General features: G+C 55.0%; 13 protein-coding genes. 5 read left to right on the forward strand and 8 right to left on the reverse strand.

Features of this window, described 5'->3' with window-relative positions; genetic code table 11:
* The first annotated feature begins 1,077 nt into the window (after window positions 1-1,077).
* Window positions 1,078-2,505 (forward strand): sodium-dependent bicarbonate transport family permease, encoded by a 1,428-nt coding sequence (locus OSO_RS46435; RefSeq protein ID WP_050986296.1) that lies wholly within the window; start codon window positions 1,078-1,080, stop codon window positions 2,503-2,505.
* 355 nt (window positions 2,506-2,860) lie between these two features.
* A complete protein-coding gene (locus OSO_RS51125) occupies window positions 2,861-3,211 on the forward strand; it encodes a hypothetical protein (RefSeq protein WP_157605925.1) in 351 nt (116 codons plus the stop codon).
* A gap of 128 nt (window positions 3,212-3,339) precedes the next feature.
* On the opposite strand, the gene OSO_RS50235 is transcribed toward OSO_RS51125, so the two are convergent.
* From OSO_RS50235 to OSO_RS0135725, 8 genes are all read right to left on the reverse strand, one after another.
* Window positions 3,340-3,882, reverse strand: a complete 543-nt coding sequence (locus OSO_RS50235; protein ID WP_010587596.1) for a metal-sulfur cluster assembly factor — start codon at window positions 3,880-3,882, stop codon at window positions 3,340-3,342.
* Window positions 3,879-4,193, reverse strand: a complete 315-nt coding sequence (locus OSO_RS0135695; RefSeq protein ID WP_010587597.1) for a non-heme iron oxygenase ferredoxin subunit — start codon at window positions 4,191-4,193, stop codon at window positions 3,879-3,881. The genes OSO_RS50235 and OSO_RS0135695 overlap by 4 nt, the downstream gene beginning before the upstream one ends.
* A gap of 64 nt (window positions 4,194-4,257) precedes the next feature.
* Window positions 4,258-5,598, reverse strand: coding sequence for a Fe-S cluster assembly protein SufD (gene sufD / locus OSO_RS0135700; RefSeq protein ID WP_029247814.1), 1,341 nt, complete (start codon window positions 5,596-5,598; stop codon window positions 4,258-4,260).
* A 249-nt stretch (window positions 5,599-5,847) separates the two neighbouring features.
* Complete coding sequence (sufB, locus tag OSO_RS0135705; protein ID WP_010587599.1) at window positions 5,848-7,266, reverse strand: Fe-S cluster assembly protein SufB; 1,419 nt, start codon at window positions 7,264-7,266, stop codon at window positions 5,848-5,850.
* Window positions 7,267-7,491: 225 nt separating this feature from the next.
* On the reverse strand, window positions 7,492-8,322 hold the full coding sequence (sufC, locus tag OSO_RS0135710) for a Fe-S cluster assembly ATPase SufC (protein WP_010587600.1): 831 nt from the start codon (window positions 8,320-8,322) through the stop codon (window positions 7,492-7,494).
* An 87-nt stretch (window positions 8,323-8,409) separates the two neighbouring features.
* The gene (locus OSO_RS0135715) at window positions 8,410-8,973 is read right to left on the reverse strand and encodes an NADH-quinone oxidoreductase subunit B (protein ID WP_010587601.1); all 564 of its coding nucleotides are present in this window, start codon (window positions 8,971-8,973) and stop codon (window positions 8,410-8,412) included.
* A 168-nt stretch (window positions 8,974-9,141) separates the two neighbouring features.
* The gene (locus tag OSO_RS0135720) at window positions 9,142-9,774 is read right to left on the reverse strand and encodes a helix-turn-helix transcriptional regulator (protein ID WP_010587602.1); all 633 of its coding nucleotides are present in this window, start codon (window positions 9,772-9,774) and stop codon (window positions 9,142-9,144) included.
* Between the two features lie 254 nt (window positions 9,775-10,028).
* Complete coding sequence (locus OSO_RS0135725) at window positions 10,029-10,481, reverse strand: DUF423 domain-containing protein (protein WP_010587603.1); 453 nt, start codon at window positions 10,479-10,481, stop codon at window positions 10,029-10,031.
* A gap of 310 nt (window positions 10,482-10,791) precedes the next feature.
* Between OSO_RS0135725 and OSO_RS0135735 the strand changes: the two genes are divergently transcribed.
* From OSO_RS0135735 to OSO_RS0135745, 3 genes are all read left to right on the forward strand, one after another.
* On the forward strand, window positions 10,792-11,811 hold the full coding sequence (locus OSO_RS0135735) for a DUF1559 family PulG-like putative transporter (protein WP_010587604.1): 1,020 nt from the start codon (window positions 10,792-10,794) through the stop codon (window positions 11,809-11,811).
* Between the two features lie 260 nt (window positions 11,812-12,071).
* Window positions 12,072-13,094 (forward strand): DUF1559 domain-containing protein, encoded by a 1,023-nt coding sequence (locus OSO_RS0135740; RefSeq protein ID WP_010587605.1) that lies wholly within the window; start codon window positions 12,072-12,074, stop codon window positions 13,092-13,094.
* Window positions 13,095-13,160: 66 nt separating this feature from the next.
* Window positions 13,161-14,189, forward strand: a complete 1,029-nt coding sequence (locus OSO_RS0135745) for a DUF1559 family PulG-like putative transporter (RefSeq protein ID WP_237729385.1) — start codon at window positions 13,161-13,163, stop codon at window positions 14,187-14,189.
* Window positions 14,190-14,278 lie beyond the last annotated feature (89 nt).

A 14,278-nucleotide genomic window follows, 5' to 3' on the forward strand; every position in this document is an offset into this window, starting at 1 on the left:
GTCAATTCAGGTTTGAAGGTTCACGAGCGGCACCACGACATGACAATGAGTGGTTTTAGCAGCTTAACGAATTAAGGGGGCAGGCAGCCGGGGTCTCGCAATGTTGTGCGCTTTCGAATCGTTGAAGAGCCAGTTCCTCGATCTCAACAGGCTGTAAGGCGTATTCTCGATTCATAATTTGACGACACACTCGTAGCCTGTGTCCGTATTACTTAGATGGTGCTGCTGAAATCCGCGCAATGGGCATTTAGCGCAATCGAGAATGTGTCGATTCAGGACCTCGTGGCGTGCCACTTCATCTCTCAATAACAAAGCAACAATCTCAATAAAATCCTCTGCGTATCGAGAAAAACGGTCTCGATCTTGTGTTGGATGAAAAACGATGAAATGAGATGCTTGAGAAAATGGCGACGGTTGTTGAGGGCTCTTAGAAATCAGAATGAGGGACTGGATGCCTGCATTGCTTAAATGGGGCTTCATACCGTGCGATGATCGCATCAAATCGGAGTGAATGTACTGATCGTGAAGTTCGCGCATCAGCCAGTGGAGCTCCACTGGCTGATGACATTTAAAGGCCTGTTTTATGGCGTTTTCGTTAACTTCAATGTTGACCTGTGATTGACCTTGGGTGACGATTTCGACAGGCTTGTTGTGAAGGTGCGTGAACTTTGACGACTCAATTAAAAGTCGGTAAGCAATAGGCTCTCCGCCGTTGACCGCGCCTCATGATTGATCTATTTCAGAGGGACTTCAATCAGTTCCCTTGATCAATGCGTGCCGTAGGATGCGGCAAATACGATGCGCATTTTTAAGGCATCGTCTGGCGATCAGGGGAAGACATTGTGTGGGTCTCCCCAAAGATCTTGTTGCTCGGTGTGATGACTAAGTCAAATCTTAGAAAGCACTTGCCGGTAGCTGGTGATGTTGGGTTCGTCACACGCTTCAGCAATTAAGCTGAAGTTTCTGACAGCAGCCAACTTCGGCACGCCCACTGCGTCCCGAGGCTCTGATCTAGCTCGCTACTCTTCGTGAGTGGTGAGTCAGGTTTTCTTTTTCAACGCTCAGGAGAAAATCGCCGTGCTGAACGAATTCATCCACAATTTCACCCATAACCTGTTCAAGCCACTGTTGCTGTTTTTCTACGCGGGATTCCTGATCCCCATCCTGCATGTGAAATTGGAATTCCCCAAGGCGGTCTATCAGGGGCTCACGATTTATCTGCTGCTTTCGATCGGCTGGAAGGGTGGGGAAGAGCTCGCTGGTCTTGAACCGCATCTGTACGCACAGGCGGCGGGCTTCATGCTGATCGGAGCACTGACAAACTTCGTGATCGGAATCGCCGCATACGTCATTCTGCGTTGGACGACAAAGCTCCGTAAAATCGATGCTGCGACGGTCGCCGGTTATTATGGCTCGGATTCGGCGGGAACGTTCGTCACGTGCACGGGTGTGTTGGCGGCCGCTCATATTGCCTACGCCCCTTATATGCCAGTCATGCTGGCCATCATGGAAATTCCAGGCTGTCTGGTGGCTCTGTATCTCATCGCTAAGATGCGTCAAGCCGGAATGGACGCTGCCGGGAACATGCCCGGCGAATTGGGTTACAACCGGTTCCGCCAGGCGATGGTCGCTGCTCCGCGACATCTCGGCGAAACGGCCGAGACGGAACATGCCGACGAGCATGAAGACGAACTTGAAGAAGAAATGGCCACGGTCGGGGCAGGGCACAAAGTTGTCGCCTCACGCTCGCAAGGTGGTTCGACGATCACGAAGTCAACCGGTGGAAGCTCAGGTCGCGGTGGAGCAAATCATCACGGGGGCAGCTATGGGGCAGATGCGTCCGGATCAGATTACCAGGCTGACGAGGCGGAAGCTCATCTGGCTCTGCAGCAAGTGAATCTCGATCCGCAAGATCTTCCGGTCAAGAAGGGCAGCGCGTTCATGAATAAAGAAACACTGCATGAAGTGTTTCTGAATCCAGGCATCTTCCTGTTGTTCGGTGGAATTGCGATCGGCTTTATCTCGCGATTGCAAGGCGAGTCCGTCACGAAAACGGACGACGCGTTGTTCGTGAATTTGTTCCACGGGTTGTTGTGCGTCTTCTTGTTGGAAATGGGAATGACGGCCTCGAAGAAGCTGAAGGATTTGGGTGACGCGGGCTGGCAGTTCGTGGCCTTCGCGCTGATTGCTCCGAATGTCTTCGCGACGGCGGGAATGCTGATTGCCCATGCATACAGCATGTTCCTGGGGCAACCTTTTGACGTGGGAACGTATGTACTGTTCGCGGTGCTGTGTGGCGCCTCGTCTTACATTGCTGTGCCGGCGGTGCAGCGACTGGCCATTCCCGAGGCCAGCCCGACGTTGCCGTTGGCGGCGTCGCTGGGCGTGACTTTCAGCTACAACGTGACGGTCGGAATTCCGGTCTACATCATGATTGCGACGATTCTGACAAAAATGGCACCAGTTGCCGCCGCGGCTGCGGCCGTCCACACTGCCAGCCTGTAAGGATCCCCTTACTTTCGTGACGAAAGATTGGATGGAGCATCAGACGGAACGTGTTTTTGTCTGATGCTCGCTTACACGAGGCATTCATGATGCCGGATCGATTTGGCTGCTTGGCCGTCTGTTGACGTCAGGGGGCTCGATCTGCGTCTGAATGGATTTCTCGAGGTTCGATGGAGCACATGGCACAGTCGCTTTGTCCAGACTGGGACTCGAACATCGCCCGCATGCTCGTTGGCCAGCACGCGGCGAGTTCATCAATGTGTCGATTCCGGCTTGGAGCTTCACCAGGTGTGAAGTTCCGCTGAATTCTGGGATTTCAGCAGACGATTTCGCCAAGGGATGCAAGGATTACGAAATGCCGAAGGTGACGAATTCTCTCAAGTCAATCACGCAGAATCCGGCGAGCCGAATGGCTTTTGCCGTCGCCATTTGTGCGTTGTCGGCGGCTGGCCTGGGTGCGATCATCAATCATTGGATGACCGGCTGGATGGCGGTCGGTGGCATGGTCGGTGTCGGCCTGTTTTACCTTGCCATCGGTATTCTCAATCTGGGTCGCGGCGAGCCGGACAACGAAGGCGACGCCTCGTTGAACATCAGTCAGCGACATGCGAGCGCCGAGAATCTTTACGGCGAGCAGATCGCTCGCCCGCAACTGAATGTCGTCCCACAGTCTGGTCCCGATCAGAACCCGTCAAAAGACGGTTGATCGGTGGGGGATCCCACTGTGTCTCCGTGCGTTCCGCATCGCCAACGTGTCATTAGGCGTGCGGAAAACGCCCACGTGGACCTCGTGAAGAAGGTCGAGATTTCGGAGACGCAGAGAAAAAAAGACGGTTAAAAAATGCCGAGTTGGTCGCGGGCTTCGTCCGTCATTCGATCTGGAGTCCAGGGTGGCGACATGGTCAGCTTGATCTCTGCCGTTTCGACACCGGCTAGCTTCTCAAGTGACATCTTGGCCTGCGAAATGATCTGCGGGCCGGCCGGACAGGCAGGGCTGGTCAGTGTCATTTCGACCAGCACTTTTTTGTCCGTCTGATTGATCGAATAGACCAGTCCCAGATCGACGATGTTGATCATCAGTTCGGGATCGATCACTTCGCGCAGTGCATCGATCAACGCCGTGTCATCAGGTGGCGTTGCATCCCCAGTTGAGGCCGTCTCACCAGCAGATCCTTCTGTCGTTGTCCCCGCGTCGACGGACGACGCACTGACTGCCGACTCGACCGGAACTGACGGGGCCGGAATCGTGGCTGTATCAGAGCAGCAACCACTCGATGACTTGGATTCCGTCGCGACCGGCAGTTTTTCGGAGGCGGGTGTTTCGGAACAGCAACCGGAAGCGGGGGCGATTGGTAACGAGCCTGTTTCTGTTGTCATGACTGGGACCTTACGAAAATTTCGTCACCGCGAACTTGGACTTCAAAAACGGTGATCGGTTCAATGGCGGGCATGCACAGCGGTCGACCGGTGCGCAGATCAAAGCGTGCCCCGTGGCGGGGACAGGTGATCGCGCAATTCTCGACAGGACCATTTGTCAACGGTTGCCCATCGTGCGAACAGACGTCTTCGATTGCGAAGAATTCGTCTCCGATTCGGACCAGTAGCGAGGGGATATCGTCGACCAGAATCGACAGACGGCCACCAGGCTGAATCTCGCTCACCGCCGCAACACGTTCAAATTCTGACATAAAGGCAATTTCTTATCGGAACAATCAAAGGATCTGGAACAGTGGGGCGTCTCGGGGGCGTCAACTATTCGCCGCCGATACCCAGCTTGCGTTCGACGGCCTGGCCGAGCGTCTCGCGGACAATCTCAATCGGAATCCGGTCGTAAACTCGCTGGAAGAATCCTTCGACGATCATATGCATGGCTTCCGTCCGATTCAGTCCGCGGCACATGCAGTAGAAAAGTTGTTCTTCGTCGACACGCCCACAGGTTGCACCGTGTGTGCAGCGAACGTCATCGGCCTCGATTTCCAGGCCCGGGATCGCGTCCGCGCGACATTCATCGCTCATCAACAAGCTGTCATTCCGCTGATAGCCGTCCGTTTTTTGAGCGTCCACGGCGACCTTGATCATCCCGCGCCAGATGCAGCGGGCTTTGTCACGAACAACGTCTTTGTAAAGTAAGTCGCTACGTGTGTTCGGAGCGTTATGAGTCTGCTGCGTGTAGTAGGAAATGACTTGGCGCTCTGTTGCGAACGTTACGCCATTCACTTCGGCCGAGGCACCCTTGCCGTCCAGGAACACGTCTTGATGGACATGCGCCAGTTTGGCCCCTAATGCGCCTGCAGTCCATTGGAGCGAAGCGTCGGCCTCGACACGACCAACCTGATGCGCAAAGTGCCAGACTTTCTCGTTCCAGTTTTGAAGCTGGACATATCGCAAGTTCGACCGTGGCGCCAGCAGCAACTCGATAGCGCCGACGTGGAGTCCGGTGGTGCTTAGCGATGCGGAGGACGTCTCTTCGAGCAGCGTCGCCGAAGCGCCTTCTTCGAGGATGATCAGGGTGTGGCTGAAATCGGCAACGCCATCGGCGGCCAGTCCAATCAGGCTGTACAGCGGTTCGGTCACTTGCACGTTGCGTGGAACATACAGGACTGTGCCACCCGTCCAGAATGCGGCGTGCCAAGCCGCGAATCGGTCTGCGTCTGGTTTGACTGCCTTTGTCAGGAGGTGCGGCCTGAGCACATCGCCATGACTACGGACAAGATCGCTCAGGTTCCCGAACAGTACACCCTTCTGCGCCCATTTTTCGTCGAGCGTCGAACGGTTGCAGACGCCATCGACATGTGAAACGACGCCTGCAAATTCGGCTCGGTCGGCCAGCAGCGTACCGAATGCCGCGCTCGACTTGGCGGATTCATCCGCTTGAGCCGCGACGGGAAGCGAGAACTTCTCGGGACGAAAGGCGCGAATGTCGACGCGTTTCCACTCTTCGGGATCGAGTTCGGTGACCAGTAGTTCACGGTAGGTCTCGAATGCCGCACGTCGCTGGTCTGTGACCCACGCGGGTTCAGAACGCGTGGCGAGGAACTGCTCGAACGCAGTCGCGTCAAAGGAAGTCGTTCGGAGAGTGGATGCAGTCAACATGGGTCCAGAATTTTTCAGTGTTTGAAAATAGAATGCAATTGATGGTGACGGAAGAATCGGATGACGTCTCGGCCGCAATGGACTACGTGATCGTGTTGCTCGAAATCGCAATGGGTTCCCGCGGGCATTGCCACACGGCAACTCAAGACGCATTCGTCAATCAAGAATCGACCGCCGATGGTCTGTACTCGGACGTTCCACATGGCTTGCGAAACGTCCGAGTACACAAGAGTCAATCCATGTCGGGAATTAGCCGACACTTCCTTCCATCTGCAGCTCGATCAGGCGATTCATTTCCACGGCATATTCCATCGGCAGCTCTTTCACGAGCGGTTCGATGAATCCGGTGACGATCATGGCCGAGGCTTCGGTTTCGGACATGCCGCGGCTCATCAGGTACAGCAGCTGTTCTTCCGCGATCTTCGAAACCGAGGCTTCGTGTTCGATCGTCAGGTTGTCGTGATTCACTTCGATGTAAGGATACGTATCGCTACGGCTGTGCGAATCGAGAATCAACGCGTCGCAGACGACGTTGCTCTTGCAGTGATGCGCATCATGCGTGGCTTTGACGAGTCCTCGGTATCCAGCCCGGCCGCCATCTTTCGAAATGCTCTTCGAAATCACGCGGCTTGAAGTGTACGGAGCACAGTGGACCATCTTCGCGCCCGCGTCCTGATGTTGTCCTTTGCCAGCGAACGCGATCGACAACGTTTCACCGCGAGCCCCGGGTTCCATCAAGTAGATGGCGGGGTACTTCATCGTCAGTTTCGAACCCAGATTCCCGTCAACCCATTCCATCAGCGAATCGCCGTACGCCTTGGCTCGCTTCGTCACCAGGTTGTAGACGTTGTTCGACCAGTTCTGGATTGTTGTGTACCGGCAGCGTCCACCGCGTTTGACCATGATCTCCACGACGGCCGAATGCAAGCTGTCACTACTGTAGGTTGGGGCCGTACATCCTTCGACGTAATGCACCGAGGCGCCTTCGTCGACGATGATCAGCGTCCGCTCGAACTGTCCCATGTTCTGGGTGTTGATGCGGAAGTAGGCCTGCAGCGGAAATTCGATCTTCACACCCTTGGGGACGTAAATGAACGAACCACCCGACCAAACGGCTGAATTCAGTGCGGCGAACTTGTTGTCTGCCGAGGGAATAATGGTCCCGAAGTATTCACGGACCAGATCCGGGTAGTCGCGGACGGCCGAATCGGTGTCCGTGAAGATCACGCCTTGTTTGGCAAGGTCTTCCTGCAAACTGCCGTAGACGACTTCGGACTCGTACTGAGCCTTCACGCCAGCGAGATACTTCTTTTCTGCTTCGGGGATGCCCAACCGGTCGTAGGTCTTCCGGATGTCATCGGGCACGTCTTCCCACGACTTCTCTTGTCTTTCCGACGCCTTGACGTAGTAAAACATGTTCTGGAAATCGAGGTCGCGCATGTCGCCGCCCCACGTGGGCATTGGCTTCTGATAGAACAGATCCAGTGCTTCGAGGCGGAATTCCCGCATCCACGCGGGTTCGCTTTTCATCTCAGAAATCTGATGGACGATGTCGCGATCCAGCCCGCGTCGGCTCTGAAACACATACTTGTCCGTCGGATCGTGGAATCCATACTGGTAGTCGCCCACGCCGATTTCGTCTTCAACAACTGGCAATTCTGTCGTCATCTTCGTTCTAACTTCCCGGCAGAATGGTCCTGCCTTATAGCCTGTCTATCTCGCCTTGTTGCGCCGTTGCAAGATAGGAATGTCGTTCAGTCGTCCGATTCACAGATCCATCGAGCCGTGCAGGGCGGGCCTGCTGTTTTGAATCTCGTTCCCGTGATGGCGATCCACCGCTGCGAGGCATTTCGTCGATCTCGACCTGATTTCCCGCCTTCGTATGAGGGCCGATTATTTTAAGGCAGGTGTCGTCGCAGGGGCGGCTTTCTGTCGTTCTTGTTCTTCCGCCGCTTCAGTCGGGTGCCGCTCACGAATTGTGGCATAGCCGTGATTGTGCAGTTCGTGCGCTAATGAGGCATCTCCGGTTTCGACGATTCGTCCGGCCAGCATCACATGCGTGAATTGAGGAATGTTGTATTCCAGCAACCGTTCGTGGTGAGTGATGATCAGCACACCCATTTGCGGACCCGCCAGTTTCCGCAAACCTTCGCTGACGACCCGCACGGCATCGCTGTCGAGACCGCTGTCGGTTTCGTCAAGGATGGCGAACTTGGGCTGCAGCATTGCGAGTTGCAGAATTTCCATTCGCTTCTTTTCACCACCCGAGAATCCCTCGTTCAGGTATCGACGAGCGAACTCGACGTCCATCCCCAGTTCTTCCATGCGGTCTTTCAATTCCTTCCGGAAATCCCGCATCGGAATCAGACCTTCGCCTTCCTTCCGGGCGGGATTGCGGATGTTCGTGACGGCGTGCCGCAGGAAGTCTGCCACTTTTACACCCGGAATTGTGACCGGATACTGAAACGCCAGGAACAATCCCAGGCGGGCTCGTTCACAAGGGTCCAGGTCGTTCAGCGGTGTGCCATCGACTTCGATGGTTCCAGACGTCACTTCGTATTTGGGATGTCCCACCAGGGTATACGCCAGCGTGCTCTTGCCCGATCCATTCGGTCCCATCAAGGCATGGATTTCTCCCTGACGGATTTCGAGACTGACGCCTTTGAGAATGGGCTTCTCATCAACGGAAACATGCAGATCGGTAATCTTGAGCAGGCTGGACATTGCGTAAAAAAACTCGTGACTAAAAGGTGAGATTCAAACACGGGAAAAGGCTCGCACACATCTGGTCGATGCGGCGACAGCCTGTGGCTAAACGAGTTCGCTTAAACTTTGCGTGACGGGCAATGCGACTCGGCCGGTGTGATGCGGCATCGGCAAGACTTCGAGCGATCGCGTGATCTTCTTAGCTTTAATTTTGTCTTGAATTCGCATCAATCCTTCGAGCAATGCTTCCGGCCGCGGCGGGCAGCCTGGCACGTACACGTCGACCGGGACGACCAGATCGACTCCCTTAACAACATGGTAGCCGTACTTGAAATAAGGGCCACCACCGACGGTGCAGGCACCCATGGCGATGACATATTTCGGATCGGGCATTTGTTCGTACAGACGACGCACTCGACTGGCCATTTTGTAGGTGACGGTTCCGGCGACGATCATCAGGTCGGCTTGACGTGGCGTCGCGCGGAATGCACCCGCGCCAAAACGGTCCATATCAAACCGGCTGGCGCCTGCGGCCATCATCTCGATGGCACAACATGCCAGACCGAATGTCATCGGCCAAATACTGGATTGCCGAGCCCAGTTCATCGCCTGTTCCAGCGATGTGGTGATGACGTTTTCCTCAAAGCGTCCTTCAATCCAGGTCGTCATGGTTGCTCCGTCCGTTTCTTGTTTGAAAGGTTGAGTCGGGCACACTGAATTGTGAAGATTTCTGGAGCCCCAACTCTACCATCAACCGTCCCGGCTTTCATCCAAGGCTACGTTCCGGCTTGCGCCGAAGCAGTTCTGTCGACCGTTCCATATCTCAATTACGAATGATCATGCCGGATGAAATTCACAGCAGTGGTGTCCATCACGACAACACGATGCGAGCGTCAATGGCACACCCAAGACTTGTTCAAATACCTGTTGTTCGAGCTCGCAAATCCCGCGGTCCTGCTGCGCCAAATCGTGATAGGGGCAGTGGTTTTCCCGCAGGATTGGCAGCATTTCATGTGAGGTCATTTCGCGTGAGTCCACTTCGACCGAAAAGCCGCGAGAGGACAACGCTGTTCCTAATTGAGCAAACCGACTCGCCAGTTCCGGGCCATTCACGTTGGCCCCGTATTGGCGAACCATCGCATCCCGAATGCGACCCGTCACGCGGTGACGAATATCGGGCTCGTCGATCGAACTCAGTTCGCTCCAGAGGAGTCGGGCGAGCTCTGTATAATTATCGCCCAGCCGACTGCGGCCCTGGCTTGTGATTCGATAGGTGTGATGCGGCCGCCCGCGTCCGGCACGGATCGTTTCGCGATCGACTAGACCCAGTGATTGCAGGCGATTCAGCCGTTGCCGAACCGCGGTTGCCGTCACGCCACTCGCCGCACACAAGGCGGGGACAGTCATCTCGCCGAGCCGTTGCAGGCTCTGCAAAAACTGTTCGTCGTCATGTTCCAGCGAAGATTTCATAAAACGCACAATTCCAGTTGGCTATGCGGCTGTCTCAACTGAAATCTTAGTCGTCCAAATGATTAAAACAATAGACGCAGCGAAAAATGAATCTATTTCTTAAGAGCGAGAAACATCCGCACCCTCAGGTATTGGCAATACGAGGTCTCTGTGTCTCCTCATCCTGCCCTTGTGCCCCCCGAAGTACGTGCAACTTACACGTGGTCCCAGCGGGGTGGGAGAGATTCAGAGGCACGGAGACACAGAGTAAGTGCTTAATAGCTTGATAGGGCAGGGGATGTGGCTCGGCCGATGGCTGAAATGGCGAGAAAGAGCCAGCCGACTAAGAAGGCGACGCCCCCCAAAGGTGTTACGGCACCCCACTTGGTGGCGCCTGTGAGGGTGAGTGTGTACAGGCTGCCCGAGAACAGGACGATTCCAATCGCGAATGCCCACCCGGCGATCGACGTCATCCGCGAGGGGCGGCGTTCAGAGACTAGGCCGACCGCGATCAGTGCTAGTCCGTGATACATCTGGTACTCGGCGCCCGTGCGAAAGTCGTTCAAGAACTTGGTGGCGAGCGGTACGGTTTGTCCGGCGAAATCCCGTGTCTGTCCCGCGTACTTTTCGGTGAAGACCTGATTCAATCCATGGGCCGCGAACGCACCGAAGGCCACGGCCAGCCCACAAAAAATGCATCCAATCGAGATCCAGCGCGCACCTGTCATGTTGTCTCACGTTTCTGAATCGCCAACTGCACGACGGATTGTTGCTGGCGGCGATGCCCGCGTACGCCGGATGTGTGCAAAACCGCTTGCATGAATCCGCTCAAAGTCCGGGCATCATAGTTCGGGGCTCAGTGTCAAAAAAGCAGACACCTGACAAGTGTCGAGATTTCTCGGAAATGGGGGCTGGATTTCAAAACTGTGCCGCTAAAATCTTCGATAATACTTCAGACGAAACGTCTCGTTTTGTCCCGTCGATTCCGACAACAGATTCTCACGCATGCCGTTTCCATATCAAAAAAGGGATGCTGCCATGATTCTGCTCGCCGCTCGCCGCCATCGGCCTGGGTTAACACTCGTCGAATTCGTCGTTGTAATGGCGATCATTGCAGTTTTAGTGGCCTTATTGCTCCCCTCGGTTTCGAGAAGCCGCGAAGCCGCCCGGCGGACTCAGTGTAAAAATAATCTGAAGCAGATGGGGTTGGCGATCCAGAACTATCACGAGACCCATAATTCTTTCCCCGCGGGTTATGTCCTGCCTCCAGAAGGCCCTTATGCTGGATGGGGCTGGGGTGTGAGTCTTCTGCCGAACCTTGACCAACGAACCCTGTACGAGCAAATTCAATTTCAAGGTGGTTTGCAGCAGGAGTACAACAAATTGGAGAAGAACCGTTTGTTGGCTGTATTTCGCTGTCCTTCTGATCCCGGTTCATCGGCTGTTCCGCATCTTGCGGTGGTGACCTCGGGTGTCCGAAATGGCGTCGTCGTTCCCGCGACTGTGGACGCTGCCGACATCTTTCCAAGGTCCGTTTACTTCGGGGTTGCAGGGTATCTGCCAGCAGAACTCGGCGGGATTGAGCGTGCAGATGTGGGTGAAACGTTTGAGAATGCCGGGCGTCTTGGAAGGACGGGGGAATCTTATTCGCCGGAACGTCGCTATTGCGATCAACTCAGCTTTCGTGGCACCTTCGCGCAAAACAGCAATGTAAAAAGGGAGGATATGAAAGATGGGACCAGTAACGTCTTGATGGTTGGGGAACGTGCTTCTCCTGCGAGTAATTCACCTGGTAGCGTCGGCCATGGAACATGGCTGGGTGTGCCGGATTGTACGACATCGGCGGGACTGGCCGCGGCGCTGGGCGATACCAGCGTGAAGCTGAATCGAGCATCTAAAGGACGAGATGACTCGACTGGCTTTGGCAGTTTTCATACTGGCGGGTCACACTTCCTGCTGGCGGATGGTACGGTCAGGTTCCTGAACGAAAATATCGCGATCACCACGTATCGTGACCTGTCGACGATTGATGATCGCCGGCCGGTCGGTGACTTTTGATGGCCACTGCTGATCGCTCATTTCGATTGCGAGTTGCTCATGATAAAGTGACGCCACGTCGAGTTGTCTCAATCTTGCAGCGTCGACTTTCTGAAATCCCTTGTGGATTTCGTTGTCATGGTTCACGGATAGGGGACTGACGCGATTTTCATCGCGGATAGCGCGAGGCACAAGATGAGGCATTCGCGATCAAGTAACTCTTTGCCGGTGAAAATGGGTTTGTCTCGTGAACGGCTATGACTCCATTTAGGAACGCCGACATGAAGTTATCGCGATCGCACAATCTTCGTGCTGGTTTGACTCTGACGGATGTGGTCATTGTCATTGCGATCCTTGCCGTCCTGGCGGCGTTTCTGCTGCCGAACTTGCGAAACACGCGCGAGGCCGCCAGGCGGACGCAGTGCAAGAATAATCTCAAGCAGTTTGGCCTCGCGTACCATAACTACCACGACACTTTTTCTGTCTTGCCCGCCGGCTACTACTTAAGCGTGGATGGCGCTTACACCGGATGGGGCTGGGGAATTCACATCGCGCCCTATCTCGATGCCAGCAATTACTACAACGGCGTCAATCAGTATGGTGGGTTGCAGCATGAGTACAACAAACCGCATATGAATCCGGCTCTTTCGGCATATCGCTGCCCTTCCGACGAATTGGCGTCAAGGCATGTTCCACATCTGGCGGTCGTCACTTCCGACGTGAAGGACGGCGTCGTCATTCCTGCCACACAGGATGCGGCCAATGTCTTCTCAAGATCGAACTATTTTCCGGTGGTCGGATATCTACCTATGGAACTAGGGGGGATCGACCGAACTGATCCAGGCGAATCTCAGACAAATCCAGGTCGTCTGGGGAATGTCGGAAGTTTGTATTCCCAGACGGGCCGCTATTGCGATCAGCCGAATTTTGGCGGCGCTTTTGGACAGAACAGCGGGATTCCGTTCGAAGAGATCAAGGACGGTCTTTCCAATCTGTTCTTGCTGGGTGAGCGTTACGTGCCTACGAATGTCGAACTCGGTTCCGTCGGCCACGGAACGTGGTTAGGTGTTCCCGACTGTACAACTCCTGCAGGATTGGCGGCCGCTCTGGGAGATACCAGCGTGAAGGTAAACTTGGGTTTTAAGACGCGCGCAGAAACCACGGGATTTGGAAGTAGTCACACCGGAGGGGCTCATTTTCTGATGGGTGACGGCGCGGTGAGGTTCGTCAGCGACAACATCTCGATCACGACTTACCGAGATCTGTCAACGATTGACGACGGTCGAGAAGTCGGCGACTTTTGATGAAGCCTGATCGAAAACGCTCGACTTCAATCGCATTGAGGAGCAATGATCGATATGAGTCCAACAATGACCCGCCATCGACGGTCTGGTTTCACTCTGATCGATCTCGTGATTGTCGTGGCGATCCTGGCCGTCTTGGTTGCCTTCCTGCTACCAGCGACTCGGCAAGCCCGCGAAGCCGGTCGGCGGACCCAATGTAAATGTCATTTGAAGCAGATCGGCCTCGCGTTTCACAATTATCACGATGTCTTCCGTTGTTTTCCCGCCGGGTATCACCTGGCCAATGAGGGGCCATATACCGGGTGGGGTTGGGGAGTCAGTCTGCTACCGTATCTCGACCGAAAGCCTGACTACGAGCAATTCCACTTGCCACTGGGTTTGAACGGCACTTCCAATGAAACGCCTGCGTCGACCGAACTTTCTGTGTTTCACTGTCCTTCAGATCCGACTCAATCTCAATTCTTTGAATTCGCCGTCGTGAATTCGGAAGTTCGCGGTGGCGAAGTGGTTCCCGCGCCTTTGGATTCCATCCGGCGTTTTCCAAGATCGGCCTATTTTGGCGTCGTGGGATATGTTCCAGCGCACCTGGGGGGAATCGAGCGAACCGATGTCGGCGAGTCGCAGGAAAACCCTGGTCGGCTAGGGAACGTCGGTAGTTCCTTTGGCCCGGATCGGAGGTACTGTGACCAACAGAATTTTCGCGGGATCTTCGGGCAGAACAGCGCCGTCACGATCCGCGAAATCAAGGATGGAGTCTCGAATGCCCTGATGGTTGGCGAACGTTATTCACCATGGATGGATGGTTCACCACAGAAAAAAAATCGTGCTGGCGTTGGCGATGGGACATGGCTTGGAGTTCCAGACTGTTCAACTGCCGTGGGGCTCGCCGCGGCGTTGGGCGATACCAGTGTGAAACTGAATTTGGGGCTCAAAGCACGACGCCACGAAACAACAGGGTTTGGCAGTCTTCACTCTGGCGGGGCCCATTTTCTACTGGCTGACGGCGCGGTGAGGTTCATCAGCGACAAGATCTCGGTCACGGCTTACCGAGATCTGTCGACGATTGATGACGGTCGACAGGTGTCGGAATTCTGATCGGCGTGTTGAAATCGCGGGGAACAGGCTTTGTCCAGACTCAAAACCCCTTTGATATCGAGCATGCCAAGGTACCTAGCCTCATGATT

It is taken from the genome of Schlesneria paludicola DSM 18645, from assembly GCF_000255655.1.
Lineage (GTDB): Bacteria > Planctomycetota > Planctomycetia > Planctomycetales > Planctomycetaceae > Schlesneria > Schlesneria paludicola.

Coding starts and splice junctions, on each gene's coding strand:
- OSO_RS51125 (WP_157605925.1), top strand. CDS start 2,861: ATGCCGAAGGTGACGAATTCTCTCAAGTCAATCACGCAGAATCCGGCG.
- OSO_RS50235 (WP_010587596.1), bottom strand. CDS start 3,882: ATGACAACAGAAACAGGCTCGTTACCAATCGCCCCCGCTTCCGGTTGC.
- OSO_RS0135695 (WP_010587597.1), bottom strand. CDS start 4,193: ATGTCAGAATTTGAACGTGTTGCGGCGGTGAGCGAGATTCAGCCTGGT.
- sufD (WP_029247814.1), bottom strand. CDS start 5,598: ATGTTGACTGCATCCACTCTCCGAACGACTTCCTTTGACGCGACTGCG.
- sufB (WP_010587599.1), bottom strand. CDS start 7,266: ATGACGACAGAATTGCCAGTTGTTGAAGACGAAATCGGCGTGGGCGAC.
- sufC (WP_010587600.1), bottom strand. CDS start 8,322: ATGTCCAGCCTGCTCAAGATTACCGATCTGCATGTTTCCGTTGATGAG.
- OSO_RS0135715 (WP_010587601.1), bottom strand. CDS start 8,973: ATGACGACCTGGATTGAAGGACGCTTTGAGGAAAACGTCATCACCACA.
- OSO_RS0135720 (WP_010587602.1), bottom strand. CDS start 9,774: ATGAAATCTTCGCTGGAACATGACGACGAACAGTTTTTGCAGAGCCTG.
- OSO_RS0135725 (WP_010587603.1), bottom strand. CDS start 10,481: ATGACAGGTGCGCGCTGGATCTCGATTGGATGCATTTTTTGTGGGCTG.
- OSO_RS0135735 (WP_010587604.1), top strand. CDS start 10,792: ATGATTCTGCTCGCCGCTCGCCGCCATCGGCCTGGGTTAACACTCGTC.
- OSO_RS0135740 (WP_010587605.1), top strand. CDS start 12,072: ATGAAGTTATCGCGATCGCACAATCTTCGTGCTGGTTTGACTCTGACG.
- OSO_RS0135745 (WP_237729385.1), top strand. CDS start 13,161: ATGACCCGCCATCGACGGTCTGGTTTCACTCTGATCGATCTCGTGATT.